The following is a 16597-nucleotide window of genomic DNA, read 5'->3' on the forward strand; positions in this document are numbered from 1 at the left end:
AAAATAAAATTAGTGTATTGGAAACCTTCTTTAGCGTATTAGGCACAATATATTACATATCAGACAATTGCTTTCTACACTGATTTATCAAGAATTAAGGGGGGATACTCTAAATCGGCATGCTTCTTGCATTCTATAAGATTGCGGGATTTTAAATTCGTCAAGAAGGAGGAGATAAATGATGCCAGTAGGGATTATCATTGGCACACATGGTGAATCAGCCCGTGAATTATTAAAGTCGGCTGAAATGATCATTGGCAAACAGGAAAATGTAGAATACATTACATTTGTTCCCGGTGAAAACACGGATACTTTGATTGCCAAATATAAAGAAAAGCTGAATTTAATTGACTCTTCGCAAGGCGTTATCTTTATGGTTGACCTCTTTGGCGGAAGTCCTTATAACGCTTCCAGTACCATCGCCTTACCGGAAGAAAACATGGATGTTGTAACAGGTGTGAACATTCCCATGCTACTTGAAACCCTCGCAATGAGGGCTGGCGCTAACCTCAGCGATTTAGTTGACATTGCGATTCGTGCGGGTAGTGAGGGAGTGAAATCATTAAAACAAACATTACCAACTACAAATGAAAATGAAGGGGAGGACGATTTATAATGGATATTCGTCTAGCAAGAATTGATGACCGTCTAATTCACGGTCAAGTAGCTACAGTATGGACTAAAGAAACACATGTAGAACGCATTATTGTCATCAATGATGATGTTGCAAAAGATCAAGTGCGTAAAACTTTACTTACGCAAGTTGCGCCGCCTGGTGTTAAAGCAAGCGTTGTCGATGTTGACAAAGGAATTCGCGTATACAACAACCCGAAATATGCGACTACACCCGTTATGATGTTATTTACGAATCCGACGGACGTTTTAAAATTGGTGGAAAATGGTGTGGATATTAAGTCCGTCAACATCGGCGGCATGGCATTCCGTGAAGGCAAGAAGCAAATTACGAACGCCGTTTCAGTAGATGAACAGGACAAGACTTCTTTCCGTGAGTTGGCCAAACGTGGCATCGAACTTGAAATCCGCAAAGTAGCTTCAGATAACAAAGTTCAACTAATACCGCTTATTGAAGAATAAGTCATAGTGCAAATTAAGCGCTTCTTTTTTCTAAAAAAATCGATCTTATATGTATTTTATTAAAACTGGGAGGGAAAATAATGACTGCTATACAACTCGTTCTTGTATTTTTAGTTTCTTGTGTCAGCGGTATGGGGAGTATCCTCGATGAATGGCAAACGCATCGTCCGTTAATTGCCTGTACACTCATCGGACTAGTTCTTGGGGATATAACAACTGGTATTATTATTGGTGGTACCCTTGAAATGATCGCTCTTGGTTGGATGAATATTGGGGCAGCCGTTGCGCCAGACGCAGCGCTAGCTTCCATCATTTCAACCATTTTAGTTATTACTGGAGGGCAAGATATTAGTGTTGGGATTTCACTTGCCATTCCACTTGCAGCTTTAGGTCAAGTCTTAACCATTTTAGTTCGTACAATCACTGTTGCTTTCCAACATATGGCGGATAAAGCCGGAAAAGCCGGTAACCTCCGAAGTCTCGACTGGATTCACGTCACAGCACTTTTACTGCAAGCGATGCGTATCGCGATTCCTGCAATGATTGTCGCTGTAACAGTTGGTACTGATGCCGTTACAAATATGTTGAATGCCATTCCAGATGTTATCGTAAATGGATTAAACGTAGCTGGCGGATTCATTGTTGTTGTTGGTTATGCGATGGTTATTAATATGATGCAAGCGAAATATTTAATGCCGTTCTTCTTCTTAGGATTTGTCGTTGCGGCATTTACTGCCTTCAACTTGGTAGCACTTGGTGTTCTAGGACTTGTAGCAGCAATTGTTTACATTCAGCTCAACCCTAAATACCAACTTAAAGCGGCTATTGAGCAGTACGGCGGTGGCGGCGGAAAACGCCAATCAGATGATGACTTAGATGACGACTTGGACGACTAAGAAAGGGGGATAATAAACATGGCTAATGAACAAGTTACAGTTGGTGAAAAAAAATTAACGAAGCGTGATTTAATGGGCGTCTTCATTCGCTCAAATCTTTTCCAAGGTTCATGGAACTTTGAACGTATGCAATCACTCGGATTTTGTTTTTCTGTTATCCCTGTGATTAAACGCTTATATCCTGAAAAAGGTCCAGAACGCGAACTTGCTATTAAACGTCACTTAGAATTCTTTAACACACATCCGTATATGGCTGCTCCAATTCTAGGGGTAACAAGCGCGATGGAAGAACAAAAAGCAAACGGAGCTGATATTGACGAAGGCGCAATAAACGGGATTAAGGTTGGTCTTATGGGGCCACTTGCCGGTGTAGGTGACCCAATTTTCTGGGGTACTGTTCGGCCCGTTCTCGCCGCACTAGGCGCAGGTTTTGCCACAGATGGTAGTATTATTGGTCCGATTTTGTTCTTCGTACTTTTTAACGCGATTCGACTTGGTTTCCGTTATTGGGGTGTCTTTTATGGTTATACAAAAGGTACCGATGTTGTTTCCGATATGAGTGGCGGTGTACTCCAAAAATTAACGGAAGGTGCTTCGATTCTCGGACTATTCGTTATGGGGGCGCTCGTAAACAAGTGGACAACGATTTATGTGCCACTTGTTGCTTACACAACAACCGACGACAATGGTAAAAAAGTAGAAACGACTGTTCAAAGTATTTTAGACCAATTAATGCCGGGTCTACTAGCTTTAGGACTCACCTTCTTATGTATGTGGATTCTGAAGAAAAAAGTCAATCCACTTTGGCTCATTTTAGGTCTTTTCGTAGTTGGTATTGTTGGTTATGCGACAGGTATTCTCGGTCTGCCACCAGCAAATTATTCACCACTCGGTTAAATCATTTAAAACAGCGAGGAATCTGGGGTGTCCTAGGTTCCTTGTCTGTTCTTTCTATGCTACAATGATGAGGAAGTAATTTTAAAAGAATGTGAGTGAAGTATAAATGGAGTGGACGGCTACAAACATTTTTCTACTTATTTTCAGTATAGGTGCCTTAGCTTTTATTCTCTATGACGGCGTTGTTATCACTTTCTGGAAAGGTCAGACAAAACTAAAAGCCCGCCTTCGTTCACGTGGAAAGTGGGATGGATACATATTTATCGGGTTAATTATTCTTTTGTTCGGTATGAATATTTCGCGAAACGGTCCCTTCTCAACGACTGTTTTACTCGGTATTTTGGCTGTATTGTTTATTTATATCAGTTTTTTCCGCAGTTCAAATGTCGTTTTTAAAGAAGATGGCTTATTTTACGCCCTACTCTTTTTCCCTTACTCGAAAATCGAACGAATGAATTTATCGGAAGACGGCGTTTTAGTGATTGAAACCGACCGCAGACGGCTCATGCTTTTCGCAAAGTCAGAAGATGATTTAGAGAAGATGATGAAGGTTTTGGCGATGTATAGTTAACAAACATAAAAGAGGTCGGCTTTATCAGCCCGACCTCTTTCTCTATTTATATACCTACACTATTAAGTCTAATCTCAGAAACAATCACATCTATGAATTTCCCGTGCAAATGTTCAATTTGCTCATCAAAATCCGTGTCGAAACAAATGATGCTCTCTTCAAGGCGCAGAACAGCAAAGCCATCTTCCTCATAATCTTCAAGTTGACCAACAATATGGATTTTCTCATCTTCATCGATTTCAATTAAGCAGTGCTTTTCTTCGCTTTCGTTTAAAAACTCAAACGTGATTTTTTCGGGAATCGTCACTTCTACCGTGTACTTCCTCCCCGGGTCTGGCTCCTCGTCCATCCAAGTGCCGACACCTTCACCAAAATCACTTGAAAAAGTCACTTTATTGTCTTGAATCTTACTTCGAACCGTTATTTCCACCAATTATTTCCTCCTGTGTCATCAAGTTCTGACACTATTATAGCACGACTTTTTTAATCAGCCTAATTTTTTTCCATAATATCCAGAATTTTTCTCGTATCCACATAAAAAGCTGTTTTAGTCGCGGGATTTCTTGCATTTGTTAATAAAATAATCGTTTTTGTATGGTCTTTCGTAAAAACATTGGCAGACTCATATCCGTAAAGTACGCCTCTCGAAATATGATAATCCCCAAAATCATACAGACCGAAACCATATTTTCCAGCCCCTTTTTGCAAAAGGCGTTTAACCCCTGCCTGTGAAATGAACTTCCCAGAAAGCAGTGCGTCATCAAATTTTTTCACATCAGTTGCCGTCATATACATATCCCCAGCACCAAAAAGCTGCGACATATCTTCTGTAAACGGCGCTGAAATAAGCTCACCCTTTTTCGTATAATAACTCGCCGTATGTGCCGAGAGCTTATAAAAGCTCGGGCCAAATCCCGCTGTAGTCATTCCAGCAGGCGTAAATACATGTTGTGTCACATAGTCGCTCATCTTCATGCCTGAGATTTGCTGAATTAAGTAAGCAATCACCGCGTAATTATCATCTGAATAATGCCATTTCCCCGGATTCTCTTTAACTCCCGCACGTTCAATATCTTTCACAATTTGATCTGGTGTAACCGCACCATTGCTCTTTTTACGTTCGTTTAATCCGCTCGTATGCCCTAGAAAATTTTTAATTTTAATCGCTTGTCCGTTTGGAAAATGTGGCAAATATTTTTGAATAGAATCATCTAAGCCAATCTTCCCCTGCTCAACAAGTTGCATAAATGCCGTTGCAATGATCGCTTTTTGCATGGAACCAATCAAATAAACACTATCCGTTTGATTTTTCTTTCCTGTCACTAAATCCGCAGTGCCGTATCCTTTATTCATCACATATTTACCCTTATCTTCAATAAAAACAGTGCCGTTAAAACCAATTTCTTGTAGATACACATCAATCGCTTTTTCAGCATCCACATTTGCCTCTACCACTCGAGACGGTGTCACTTGCTCTTTAGGTGTCTGCTTCACATCATCTATGTAAAAATAAAAACTTCCGCCTAGTATGCCAATAAGAAGAATAAGACTTATACCACCATACTTCTTTCTACGATGCCATTTCGCCTTTTTGCGTTTGTTTTTCTCAAGACGTGTTTCTCTCATGAAACTCATCACCTCTTGCTTTCATTTGAACTATCTTATCACAAAATAACTACTCACTAAAAGAGGGCATATTGCCTATTTTACAAATAAAAAAGGGCTACTTGTCGTAAGCCCCACCCCTAATTATCTAATTTTCCTGCCTGACCATTTTCCGAAAACAATTTTGTAATCGCTTCAAGCCATTTTTTCTGTTTATTTACTACAAATTGGTAAGTATCCCCGTTTTTTAGTTGAATTTCAATGATATTAGGAATCACTTCCTTACCAAAAATTTTCGTCTTTACTCCGCGAATTTTAGCTACATCGTCAAAAGAAATAACCAGTTCCTCATCAAAATATTCATTTGGCTGATGCACCAATTTAGTTGGCGTCAAATAAAGTTTCCCCGGAACAGCCTTAAAATTCATCTTTAAATTTGCAAGCCCTTTATAGACCACATCAAGTTGTTCCATGACTATTGCCTCCTTTTACCATCTCACCTTTATTGTAGCAAATTTCCGCTAAAATAGCCTACCAAACATCTTTTTCTTATTTTGTTTTTCAGGTACAAACAACTCCAAATGACTTGGTAAAACATCAATTTTAACAGGCAAACTTGGACCCGGATCACCGTCCACGTTCACAGAAATATCTTCCCCACTCGCTTCAATCTCCAAATGACTCATCTTATAATACTCTACACCATTCGCATTTTTCAGCGTTCCCATGACAAGTTGCGGAAGAATGTTAGCCGCATCAATTAAACCAAGCTTGGTTAGGATGAAAACGTGGAGTAAGCCATCATCTAATTCAGCTTCTGGCGCCCATTTCTCCATCCCGCCAACTGAATTCGTAAGCCCAGCAACCACTAATGCTGCTTGATCATCAAAATCCACTTCCTCACTCCGAATTTTAAAATGGAGCAATTCATGCCGATTAAACGCCTTTAGCCCTTCAATAAAATACGCAACAGGACCAAATTTCGTTTTTTGTTCCACACTCACCTGATCGACCGCTTGGGCAATCATGCCAATGGCTAAGACATTCATGAAGTATTGGTCATCAATTTTTCCAACGTCCATCGGTTTTAAAACTGCTGTTTCAAGCATTTTAATCGCTTTAGCTGGTTTTAGTGGGATTCCCGTCGAACGCGCCAAGTCATTTACTGTACCAAGTGGGATAAATCCAAACGCCGGGCGCTTATCATGTTTGGCAAGTCCATTAATCGTTTCATTTAATGTGCCGTCACCACCCATAGCAATTACAGCATGGAAACCTTCTTCGGCAGCCAAAGAGGCAAATTCCGTCGCGTCACCACCTTTTTCCGTGAGCCGAACCTCCACATTTTCAAAACGATTTTTCAAAACTTTTTCTGCTTTTTCCATGTAGACTTTCGCTTTTTCTTTCCCCGATGATGGATTTACAATAAGAAGAACTTTTTCCATATGTCATTTACCTTCTTTCCTGACAATTCCTCTTTTATTATACCCAAAACGTAATTTAAAAACCATTTTCATTTGAATAACGCTTCACTTTTCGTTACATTTAACATATGTATTAAAAGTAGGAGGAACATTATGTCTAAATTTCGCGCTTTATTCGTAAACCAAGACGCAGATGTCGCTGTCGCTGAAACTGACTTCACTGCCTTACCAGAAGGCGATGTAACCATACGCGTACACTATTCTAGCATCAACTACAAAGATGCTCTCGCAACTTTGCCAGACGGAAAAATTGTTACAAACTACCCGTTTATTCCAGGAATTGACGCAAGCGGTATTGTCACAGAATCAAAATCTTCTCTGTTTAAAAAAGGCGACCAAGTTATCGTCACAAGTTATGGGTTAGGCGTAAGCCATTTTGGTGGTTTCAGCGAATTCATTCGTGTACCAAAAGAATGGGTCGTTCCGCTCCCAGAAAATTTATCGTTACGCGAAGCCATGTGTTACGGTACGGCTGGTTTTACGGCGGCGCTAAGCGTGCAAGCCCTTTTAGATGATGGCGCGAAACCAGACGATGGGGCTGTTGCTGTTAGTGGGGCTTCAGGCGGCGTTGGGAGTATTGCAACGGGCATGCTTGCTAAAAAAGGCTTTTCGGTAGTCGCCTCCAGTGGAAACTCGGGGAGCAAAACGCTACTCCGCGAACTTGGTGCAGCGCAAGTTGTCACTCGGTCAGATTTTAATCCCGAAAAAAAACGGGCATTAAATACGGAACGTTTCGCTCACGCGGTCGATTGTGTCGGCGGTGAGGTGCTAGGCTATTTGTTGTCCGCTACAAAATATGGTGGCACGGTTGCAGCATGCGGCATGGCACTTTCTGGAAAATTGGAAACAACGGTTTTCCCGTTCATCTTGCGCGGCATAAATCTACGCGGCATCGACTCTGTGTACTGCCCGTATGAAAAGCGTGTGGAAATTTGGGAACATATCGCAACTGATTTGCGTGTCACAAAACTTCCTCCGCTGTTAACTGAAATTACGTTAGATGAACTGCCGGAAGCGCTTCGCAAAATTATGGACGGCGGCATTGCAGGTCGCTATGTAGTCAAGATTGCTGAATGATGGGCAAAAAAAGAAGCATAAATCCAGTAAAATCCATTTTTGAAAATGGCATGAATACTAGATTTATGCTTTTTATATTTATGAAATAATCCCCTTAGCGGTAGGCTGATAATATTTGAAATTCGGTTGTTTCATCTACTATCATTTTAGCCTCAAGATAATTTTCGCATTCGATTGCACTTATAAGGTCATTTAACTTGTTGACAAGTTCAGGGCCCGAATGTTCTAAAATAAGAAGAACTTCATTATCTGCAAATTGATTAATTTTATCGAAATAACTAACTAAGATTTCATGATAATAATCATTTTTCAGGCAGTTCACCAGTTCCAGCACCACCGTACGACAATAAGTCGTATAAGCCGTTTCGTCACCATTACGCACTTGCCATTCAAACTCGACTCTTTTAGGGCTCAATATTCGCTGATCAAATCTAATTTTTTTAGCTTCGATGCGTTCAATCGTATGCTTTAAAAACAAACCGACAATATCTAAGATTTCAATATAATTATCTTTGGATATTTTGCTACTCTTTACGATAGCTCCGCGGTAATCCAGATTTTCTACAAACCCATCTGCAGTGAGCATTGCAATTGCTTTTCTTACTGGTGTGCGACTTATTTCTAATTCTCGCGAAATCGTTGTTTCAATTAAACGTGTGCCCGATTCGTACTCCCCCGACTGAATTCTCCTTTTAATTTCCTTGTAACATCTTGTTTCCATTGTCTCTTTTTGGCCTTTTTCCATCTCATACCCTCTTCTCTCTGTTTTTAGTAACCTGTATCACAAAAAGGATTTGGAAAGAATGATTTCCTGTAAGAATGGATTTTCCTGCACTTTTTTCTCTATCGCAAGAAAAGGACTATATTCCGTATTTTCACTTGTTAAAAGAACGGTTTGAATCGCAATAATCTGACGCACTAAGTGAAAACTTAAACGCGCTTCTTTTTTAGTGAAATGTCGGAACAATTGTTCCATCATTTTTCCTAAATAATAAAATACCACGGCTAAAATAATAATGATAAGCGCAACGATAACTCTACTTTTCCCATCAAAAACTTGAAATAAGAAACTTCCTCCAAAAATAGCTAAAAAAACGGCAATAAAGACACTCATGACGATTCCTAGCAAATTCCATTTTTTAAATTCGTTAACTTGTTTATTCTGTGATTGAATAAATAAAATTAACTTATCCAAGTCTTCTCGCGTGATAAAGCCATTTCGTTTTAAATATGCGTAGAGAAGATATTGTTTGAATTTTCCCAGCTCATTAAAATTTCGAATTTGATAGTTTAATTTAATGTATCTACGAGCTTTTCTAACAATCATCGTGTGAAACAACAGGCTAATTAGCAATACCGTTATGCTGAGCATGCCCCACGCGAGTGAATTTGAAAGATATATAAAGCTAACGATTGTTGCTCCACTAAGTAAAAGACAAATAAGTATGTATCCCACCCAGTATCCCTTCATAAAACTATAAATTAAATTCCAATTCCCCAGTTTTTTAAAATAAAAATGAAATAATTTGTTTACTGCCATTGCCACACTCTTTTCTATTTTTGCCTAGTCTTAGTTTACCATGGATGCGCTTCTTGTGAAAGTTTAAATCTCTTAGCTCGCACTAGGGGTAAGAGCTGACTAATTTTATGCGCTGTTTTAAATTAAAAACACCTCACCTTTACAAGGCGAGGAATCTTTTTAGTCATTTTCAACATTTATGATTGAACCGTCTTGAGCACTTAGACGCACTTCGGATTCATTTGCACCATTTTGAATCGATACATCATAAACCGTATCGTTGTAAGAACGATCTAGTTCAACACTTTCTACAGCGCCATCTACTTCAGCTACTGCTTTTTGCATCGCTTCATCCATTGAAATCACATTTGTTACATCAATTTTTTCATTAGCACGTTCGTTTTTGTCGTCCATATCAAGCGCTTCACTCGAATCTTGTAGCACTTCTTCTGAATCAGCATCGAACACCATTTCATATTCATTCGTGTCGTCCATACCTTCTACTTTATAGACAACTTTGCCATGCTCATATTCTAATTTTACAGACGTCAAATCAGCGTTTTTGTTTTTTTCTTGGAATTTATTAATGGCATCTTCCATCGATAAATTAAACGTTTTTCCATTCAAATCATTTTGTTGTGTGGAAGAACTTTTTGATGAAGAAGACTGTTTAGCATCTTTATTATCACTTGAACGATAGTCATCATTATCTCCACAAGCTGCTAAAACCCCGAGCGATAAAACGAGTGTTGCGGCAATTCCAATCATTTTTCTGTTTTTCATGCAAATCCCTCCTGTAAAATAATATACATTTATATTTTTATTATAAAGAGAATTACTTTAAAACACTTCCTACTTTAGTCTTAATTTTCTCGTTTCAAATAAAGGCGCACAATTTCTGGGTTGTTCAAAATACGCGGCACAATCGTTGTATTGCCAAGCCCTCTGCTCACAATCATGGCTTTCCCATTTGCCAAATGACAACCGGCCGTTAATTTCGGTAAAAACCCTTGTCCGGGGGAAAATAGCCCTTCTGTGAGTGGTAAGCGAATCTGTCCGCCGTGTGCGTGACCACACAAAACAAGATCCACTGGCATATTTTGGTAAATCGACCAGTATTCCGGACGATGTGCGAGTAAAATAGTGAACGCATCACGCGGAATCTTCGCCGTCGCACGTTCAATTTCCTCCTGCACAATGCCGCTCATATCAAATTTATGCTCCGCCCAACTAGACTTCTCCTCTTCCGGCAAATGGAAAGTCGGATCATCCACGCCAGCAAGCGCAATTCGTTCCCCATTTTCTTCCAAAAACAAATGCTCATTATGCAAAATTTGAACGCCCTCTTCTTTTAATGAGCGGAGCAAATCTTCAAACAAAGCACTTTTCTGCTCATGATTACCACTTATGTAATAGAGCGGACAGATTTTTTTTAGTTTGCGAACTAATGCAATGGCAACATTTTGCGGCTCATCACCATCAATTAAATCACCTGTTAAAAAAATACCGTCCGGCTCCATTAAAGCGACTTTTTTAATAAGTTTATGGTTAAATCGACCAAATGAACAACTGTGCACATCAGATAGTTGAATATATGTTTTCCCATCAAACGCCTCAGGAATTTTGCTTGAGCGTATCGCATAATCAGTGACGACTAATTTTTTCGTTGCATAATACGAATGGCACATAAACCCGGCAAATGCCGCGACTCCAAAAATGTTTTTTTTCATGTCATTTCCTCACTTTGCATTTTCCTATTCGGTTTATTTTACCATTTTAAAACGTAAATTGCTGATTATTTCATTTGAAAGGCATGAAATCTTTCCGCATCGACAGGACTAACTTCAGCGCGGAGTTCGGTTCCTTGTTCCGTATAATCTTGCATGATCACCCTCGCATGCTCGTTTAAATACGAAATAATATCGCCGCGGTCAAATGGAATGAGAAACGTTAATTCTTTGTAGTCTTCAAAAATCTGCTTTTTAATTTCCTCTGTGAGCATCGCAAGACTAGCAACGTCTTTCGCAGAATAGATGAGTCCACCATCTCGCAGTACGGGATACTCGGCTCCTGCTACTTTATCGGCCTTGTTGTAGATGAATAAAACAGGGACATCCTTTACCCCAACAGCTTCTAACGTTTTTTCGGTCGTTTCTATCATTGCCTGATAATTTTCGTCCGAATAATCCACGACGTGTAGCAGCAAATCCGCCTCCTTCGCCTCCTCAAGTGTTGAGCGGAAAGCCTTCACGAGATGCGTCGGCAGCTTGCTCACAAAACCAACCGTATCTGTTAACAAAAACTGTTTTTTGTCTGGTAAAATGATTTCGCGTATGCTTGTTTCGAGTGTGGCGAACAGCATATCTTTCTCAAAAACCTGTTTGTGGGCGGATTTACTAAAGCGCTCAACCAGGCCATTCATCGTCGTCGATTTCCCCGCGTTTGTGTACCCGACAAGCGATACTATAGGAATTTCATTTTTCTTCCGCTTACGCCGTCTTGTTTCGCGCTCCTGAACAATCTCTTCCAGTTCTTTCGTCAAATGGCGAATTTGATTTTTAATGATTCGTCTGTCGCTCTCGATTTTTTTCTCCCCTGAACCACGGTTTGCCATGCCGCTTGCGCCGCTTTGTTGGTCGAGTTTGTCGTCACCACCAGCAAGGCGTGGAAGTTCATATTTCAAGCGCGCAATTTCCACTTGCAACTGGGCTTCACGCGTTTTCGCGCGCTCTGCAAAAATCGCCAAAATAAGCGCTGTCCGGTCAATTATTTCCAGCCCAACCGCCTCTTCTAAATTACGAATTTGTGATGCCGTAAGTTCATCATTCATGACAAGCGCATTCGCACCGAGCATTTCCGCAATTTGTTTTAACTCCTCTACCTTTCCTTTTCCAACATAAGTCGCTTTATGCACGCGTTCCATGTTTTGCTTCACGGTATCTATGACCTCATAATGATTCGCCTCTGCCAAATTGTAAAGCTCAACCATTGAGTACTCAAAATTCTTATCAGAACCACTAACACCAACTAAAATTACTTTTTTACTCATAAAAAAATGACCTCCTGAAAAAATAGTTTTCTTCCAGTGCGGTCAGGAATTGTATAGATTTGCGCCTAAAAAAGCGTACAAAAAAAGAAGCACATACTTCGCCTCTTCAAAAAAATTTCCGTATCAAACTAAAGCCACGCAAATTGTGAATAGACAAATCCCGTTACCCGCGCCAAATAAACGCAAGTCTCCGCACTATTTAATTAGTTGCAAGAACCGTTTCCGGAACGAAGTCTAATCCAAATCATAATTCGCTGAGCCTCCTAGCCTTTTAGATACCGCCATCATAACATGCATACTAAGAAACTTCAAGCCCAAAAAAATCAGCCTGCTAACAAACTTGGCAAATTCGATTTTAATAACGAAAATTGCCGTTTGCCATCAGGCTGATCACTTTTATTTAGGGCGATTTAACTTAAAACGCTCGCCTAGTTTCGCATAATCACTGCCCGCTAAACGCGACACGGGCTTGATTTCGTCCGCAAGTAAATACCCTTTTTCCACATTTAAAACTGACTCATCCATGTCATATTCGAGAATGCGCGCTAAAATTAAGTCAGCCGTAATTTCACGAGCATCATTTTGAATCTGGAGCACTTGCCAGACCGCCGCTGCCAGTTTAATTTTGGCTTCCTCAATTTTCGGCACCGCAAAATTCCCGTCATACGAAAGATGTAAATTCGTACGCGCAAGCTCGCTCTCGTCAGGCGGAAGGTTCGCCGCCGTTTCATTCACATCACGCACAAAATCTTCGCTGACAATATGAATCATGAGCTCGCCAGATTGAATCGCGTTTCGCGCCGTGTCCTTCATTTCGCCGTTCCGCCGCTGAACCGCAATCGACACAATCGCCGGATCACTCGAAACAACATTGAAAAAACTAAACGGTGCCGCATTCACGATACCATCAGGAGAAACCGTCAAAGCAAAAGCAATCGGCCGCGGAATAATCGCACCACTTAAAAACTTGTAATTCTCTTTTTCGGAAAGCTCGTCTGCCAAGAACTTCATGCTTCCGCACCCAATTTTTCATACCACAATTTTGCCGCCTGCACTTCGTCTGCCGTCAAATTGTGTCCTGCTTCCGTCCAAACGGTTTCAATTTGTGCCGCGCGAGCTTGGAACAGGTCCACCAAGTTTTTAGACGCAGCGAAGCTTACAAGTGGGTCATTCACACCGGCCGTTAGGAAAATGCGACGCGTTTCCAAGGAAAAACTTTTCGGCGCATTTCCGGCTGGCATCGCGTGAAATAAAATCGCGTTTTGAAATCCGTCTACTTCCTGCAAAATCGCATTCGCCGCAATATTTGCCCCATTTGAATAGCCAATCGCAACAAGTTCGCTGAAGTCCAAATCATACGTTGTCGCCAGTTCGCGTGTTGTTTGCAGCAATTTTTTTGTCTGTACGGCGAGGTCCGCTAAATCTAAGCTGCCGTCGCTGTAGCGTTTGAAAAATCGATTTGCGCCGTGTTCTGAAACTTCACCGCGTAATGCTAAAATTGGTGCGCCCTTCGCAATAAGGCTTGCCAGTTCCACTAAAGAATGTTCGTCGCCGCCTGTGCCGTGCAGCAAAAGTAGCGGCTTCTTCGTTTTATCGCCGGGAATGAAAATGTGTTCCATTTGCTCAGCTCCTTTTTGTATCGATTGGCCGTACTTGTGCTTCGATTTCTGCCCGTTTGCCTTCTAAAAACGGTGGTAAGCTTAACTTTTCACCAAGTGTTTCGTAGGGCTCATCGCTCGTGAAGCCGGGACCGTCCGTTGCAAATTCAAAGAGAATTTGGCGGCTCACTGGCACATAAAGCGATTCAAAATAGAAACGGTTCACAAAACCACTATTCGGCGCTTGGAAACTGTTTATTCGCTCAATCCATTTCATGAGCTCCTCATGATTGTCAACGCGGAAAGCCACATGATGAATACCCCCGAAACCTTGCATCGCACTAGGAATGTCCGTTCTTTCTTCAACAATAATTTGCGCGCCGTTCCCGCCTTCACCCACTTCGTACAAGTGCAAACCATTTTCCTCGGTAACAAAACGGAAGCCAAAAATCGCTTTCAATACCGCATCCATATTTTCAAGCGAAGGAACCGTAAGGAACACTGGGCCTAAACCGTAAATCGCATATTTTTCGGGAACTGGGCCGTTCTTCCACGGCACGCCAGGCGCGACTCCTTCATTTTGTTCGTCAGAAATTAACTGTAAGGCTTGCCCGTCAAAGTCTTGAAACGCAAGCACTTTTTTCCCAAATAATGTTTTAATGTCTTCATGCGGCACGTCTAATTTTTGGAAACGGTCCTTATAATATTCAAGCGCCGCATCACTTGGTACGCGGAAGCTTGTTTTTGAAATGCTATCCGTCCCCGGTCTGCCTTTTGGCAAATTCGGAAAATCGAAAAAGGTCATATCAGTCCCAGCATTTCCCGCATCGTCCGCATAAAACATATGGTACGTCTCTATGTCGTCTTGATTGACCGTCTTCTTAACTAAACGCATGCCGAGTACGTTTGTGAAAAATTCATAGTTCTTTTCGGCGCTACTTGTCATCGCTGTTACGTGGTGGATTCCTTTTAAATCTTTTATCATTATTTTTCCCCTCCAAAATAAGTTTCAATTTCTGCTCTTTTTTCCTCTAAAAATGGTGGCAAACTAAAATGCGTGCCGAGTTCTTCTACCGGTTCATCCAATGTGAATCCGGGCTTTACGCCAGCAAATTCAATCCTTAAACCGAATGGGTCGCGGACGTAAAGGCTCATAAAATAGCCTCTGTCAATATATTCTTCCACCTCGATTTCATTTGCTTTTGCAAACTTGTAGAGGGTTTCAAGTTCTTCATTATTTGCTGCTTCGTAAGCGACGTGATCAATTGTGCCACGGCCAAACCTCGTTTTCTCTAAAGAAAAAGTTTGTTCCGTTGCTACTTCGCTTACGCCAAAACCAGCGAGAAATTTTTTCGTTTTTTCTGGCTCCGGTATATGATAAACGACATCTAAAATGCGAATAATTTGCTTGTCTGCTGGAATATCAGTGTGCGCCGTCGCATTTTGTTCACTGATTTCCTCTGAAATTTCGGAAAGCGCAAATGCAAGTCCATCAGGGTCAGTAAAATACAGTTTTCCTCCTTGCAATGATGTTTCCACCTCAAAACCAGCTAACCGTTTTTGCCAAAAGCTTACGCTATTTTTAGGAATGGCAAGTGTAATGAGGCCAAAAAAAGCTTTTTCATTGTACGTGTGCCCTATTCGCGGGATTTCAAAAAATGTTAACAGCGTACCCGGATTCCCTCTCTGGTCGCCATAAAATAAGTGTCGCATTTGAATATTCGCCTGATTGACTGTATTTTTTACAAACCGATAACCTAAAATATCTTGATAAAAATGATGGGACACCTCAAAATTTTTAATAAACGCGGAAATGTGATGAATCTTTCTAGTCATGTCGCGCCTCCTTTCTATAACAACAGTTTATAACTAAACAATAAAAATGTAAAGCAACTTGCTTACAAAAAATAAGCAGATTACCCTCTCTTCAATTTTACATTTTGGCAAATGACGCCGCTTGTTTCGCCAACTAAAGCGAAAATGCCCATAGATGCGGTTGTTAAACTGTTTTGCTCATCTAAATAAGCAAGCGAATACGGTTTCATGTAAACTGAACCGAGTGTAGATGACAGTACGCTACTATACTCTTTTAAATCCTCATTTTGTGCCACAACAATTAAATCGAAGTAAAGATCCAGCGCGCAAGATGCATCATAATCCGAGTATTTTCCAGCGCCGTCATTTAAATTCAATACGAGCCGTTCATTCGCTTGCCGCAGTTCTGCAATTTTTTCTTGAATCATTTGACTGATGGAAAGGTACATATTAACACCTTCTAACGTAAATTTTTTCGTTTCATCCAGACGTAACGGGCATCAAATGGCTTGATTTCTTCAAAACCGAAACTTTTGTAAAGCTTAATGGCGCGTGCGTTTTCTGGCAGGACGCGAATAAAAATGTCGTCATAGGGAAACGTCTTTGCTTCTTCAAGTAATTCTTCGACTAGTTTTTTCCCGTATCCTTGTCCTCTAAATTCTTGTGATGTGATGAGATGCGCGAGTTCCAAGTCGCCTTCCTCATCGTCCACCCAAATTTCACCGTATGCCGTCGGGGCATCGCCTTCATAAGCGACATATGGGATTTGGTCGGGTGTTTTAAACCATGCAAAAATATCCGCTTTTTCAATGATTCGTTTGTTCGTCGCCAAGTAATTATCAGCTTCATTTTGGAAAAGTGGCAAAATCCGAATAATATCTCTTTCTTCTACTTTTTTCATTCCATCACCTCAGGTTAAAATGTTTATCGTTAGCTTCATTATAACAAAATGTTTTATCTTTCAATGTTGCCTGCTTAATCTCTATGATTA

Annotated in this window: 21 protein-coding genes; 6 read left to right on the forward strand and 15 right to left on the reverse strand. The window is 40.7% G+C overall.

Translation table 11 applies throughout. From position 1 onward, the window contains the following. The first annotated feature begins 181 nt into the window (after positions 1–181). From CFS04_RS03625 to CFS04_RS03645, 5 genes are all read left to right on the forward strand, one after another. Positions 182–616, forward strand: coding sequence for a mannose/fructose/sorbose PTS transporter subunit IIA (locus tag CFS04_RS03625; protein ID WP_088809453.1), 435 nt, complete (start codon positions 182–184; stop codon positions 614–616). Then, positions 616–1095, forward strand: coding sequence for a mannose/fructose/sorbose PTS transporter subunit IIB (locus CFS04_RS03630; RefSeq protein ID WP_088809253.1), 480 nt, complete (start codon positions 616–618; stop codon positions 1093–1095). Before CFS04_RS03625 ends, CFS04_RS03630 begins: the two co-directional genes overlap by 1 nt. Before the next feature lie 80 nt (positions 1096–1175). Further along, positions 1176–1991 carry a PTS mannose/fructose/sorbose transporter subunit IIC gene (locus CFS04_RS03635; protein ID WP_088809254.1) on the forward strand — a complete coding sequence of 272 codons (816 nt, stop codon included), beginning with the start codon at positions 1176–1178 and terminating at the stop codon, positions 1989–1991. Between the two features lie 18 nt (positions 1992–2009). Then, positions 2010–2888 carry a PTS mannose transporter subunit IID gene (locus tag CFS04_RS03640; RefSeq protein ID WP_088809255.1) on the forward strand — a complete coding sequence of 293 codons (879 nt, stop codon included), beginning with the start codon at positions 2010–2012 and terminating at the stop codon, positions 2886–2888. A 106-nt stretch (positions 2889–2994) separates the two neighbouring features. Beyond that, complete coding sequence (locus CFS04_RS03645; protein ID WP_088809256.1) at positions 2995–3459, forward strand: Lmo0779 family protein; 465 nt, start codon at positions 2995–2997, stop codon at positions 3457–3459. Positions 3460–3505: 46 nt separating this feature from the next. On the opposite strand, the gene CFS04_RS03650 is transcribed toward CFS04_RS03645, so the two are convergent. From CFS04_RS03650 to CFS04_RS03665, 4 genes are all read right to left on the reverse strand, one after another. Then, a complete protein-coding gene (locus CFS04_RS03650) occupies positions 3506–3889 on the reverse strand; it encodes a hypothetical protein (protein WP_088809454.1) in 384 nt (127 codons plus the stop codon). Between the two features lie 62 nt (positions 3890–3951). Continuing rightward, on the reverse strand, positions 3952–5085 hold the full coding sequence (locus CFS04_RS03655) for a serine hydrolase (RefSeq protein ID WP_159457880.1): 1134 nt from the start codon (positions 5083–5085) through the stop codon (positions 3952–3954). A gap of 119 nt (positions 5086–5204) precedes the next feature. Then, a complete protein-coding gene (locus CFS04_RS03660) occupies positions 5205–5537 on the reverse strand; it encodes a GRAM domain-containing protein (protein ID WP_088809258.1) in 333 nt (110 codons plus the stop codon). A 48-nt stretch (positions 5538–5585) separates the two neighbouring features. Beyond that, positions 5586–6509: a diacylglycerol kinase family protein gene (locus tag CFS04_RS03665; protein ID WP_088809259.1), complete on the reverse strand. Its 924-nt coding sequence runs from the start codon at positions 6507–6509 to the stop codon at positions 5586–5588. 132 nt (positions 6510–6641) lie between these two features. Here CFS04_RS03665 and CFS04_RS03670 point away from each other — a divergent pair, with 132 nt between their 5' ends. Beyond that, positions 6642–7625 (forward strand): oxidoreductase, encoded by a 984-nt coding sequence (locus CFS04_RS03670; RefSeq protein ID WP_088809260.1) that lies wholly within the window; start codon positions 6642–6644, stop codon positions 7623–7625. Between the two features lie 94 nt (positions 7626–7719). On the opposite strand, the gene CFS04_RS03675 is transcribed toward CFS04_RS03670, so the two are convergent. The 11 genes from CFS04_RS03675 to CFS04_RS03725 all read right to left on the reverse strand — a co-directional run bounded on the left by CFS04_RS03675 (position 7720) and on the right by CFS04_RS03725 (position 16507). After that, entirely contained in the window at positions 7720–8370 is a 651-nt protein-coding gene (locus CFS04_RS03675) for a GntR family transcriptional regulator (protein WP_088809261.1), read from the reverse strand. A 36-nt stretch (positions 8371–8406) separates the two neighbouring features. Then, positions 8407–9165, reverse strand: coding sequence for a hypothetical protein (locus CFS04_RS03680; protein WP_088809262.1), 759 nt, complete (start codon positions 9163–9165; stop codon positions 8407–8409). A 159-nt stretch (positions 9166–9324) separates the two neighbouring features. Then, positions 9325–9927, reverse strand: coding sequence for a PepSY domain-containing protein (locus CFS04_RS03685; RefSeq protein WP_088809263.1), 603 nt, complete (start codon positions 9925–9927; stop codon positions 9325–9327). 80 nt (positions 9928–10007) lie between these two features. Beyond that, complete coding sequence (locus tag CFS04_RS03690) at positions 10008–10874, reverse strand: metallophosphoesterase (RefSeq protein ID WP_088809264.1); 867 nt, start codon at positions 10872–10874, stop codon at positions 10008–10010. A 65-nt stretch (positions 10875–10939) separates the two neighbouring features. Next, positions 10940–12193: a GTPase HflX gene (gene hflX / locus CFS04_RS03695; protein WP_088809265.1), complete on the reverse strand. Its 1254-nt coding sequence runs from the start codon at positions 12191–12193 to the stop codon at positions 10940–10942. A gap of 396 nt (positions 12194–12589) precedes the next feature. Next, positions 12590–13204: a flavin reductase family protein gene (locus CFS04_RS03700; protein WP_088809266.1), complete on the reverse strand. Its 615-nt coding sequence runs from the start codon at positions 13202–13204 to the stop codon at positions 12590–12592. Beyond that, positions 13201–13812, reverse strand: coding sequence for an alpha/beta hydrolase (locus CFS04_RS03705; protein WP_088809267.1), 612 nt, complete (start codon positions 13810–13812; stop codon positions 13201–13203). Before CFS04_RS03705 ends, CFS04_RS03700 begins: the two co-directional genes overlap by 4 nt. Positions 13813–13816: 4 nt before the next feature. After that, positions 13817–14776 carry a ring-cleaving dioxygenase gene (locus CFS04_RS03710; RefSeq protein ID WP_088809268.1) on the reverse strand — a complete coding sequence of 320 codons (960 nt, stop codon included), beginning with the start codon at positions 14774–14776 and terminating at the stop codon, positions 13817–13819. Next, the gene (locus CFS04_RS03715; RefSeq protein ID WP_088809269.1) at positions 14776–15627 is read right to left on the reverse strand and encodes a VOC family protein; all 852 of its coding nucleotides are present in this window, start codon (positions 15625–15627) and stop codon (positions 14776–14778) included. Before CFS04_RS03715 ends, CFS04_RS03710 begins: the two co-directional genes overlap by 1 nt. A gap of 80 nt (positions 15628–15707) precedes the next feature. After that, a complete protein-coding gene (locus tag CFS04_RS03720) occupies positions 15708–16055 on the reverse strand; it encodes an iron-sulfur cluster biosynthesis family protein (protein WP_088809270.1) in 348 nt (115 codons plus the stop codon). Between the two features lie 11 nt (positions 16056–16066). Then, positions 16067–16507, reverse strand: coding sequence for an N-acetyltransferase (locus CFS04_RS03725; protein ID WP_088809271.1), 441 nt, complete (start codon positions 16505–16507; stop codon positions 16067–16069). Positions 16508–16597: the final 90 nt, after the last annotated feature.

Origin of the sequence: Listeria sp. ILCC796 (assembly GCF_900186175.1) — a bacterium.
Classification (GTDB): domain Bacteria; phylum Bacillota; class Bacilli; order Lactobacillales; family Listeriaceae; genus Listeria; species Listeria goaensis.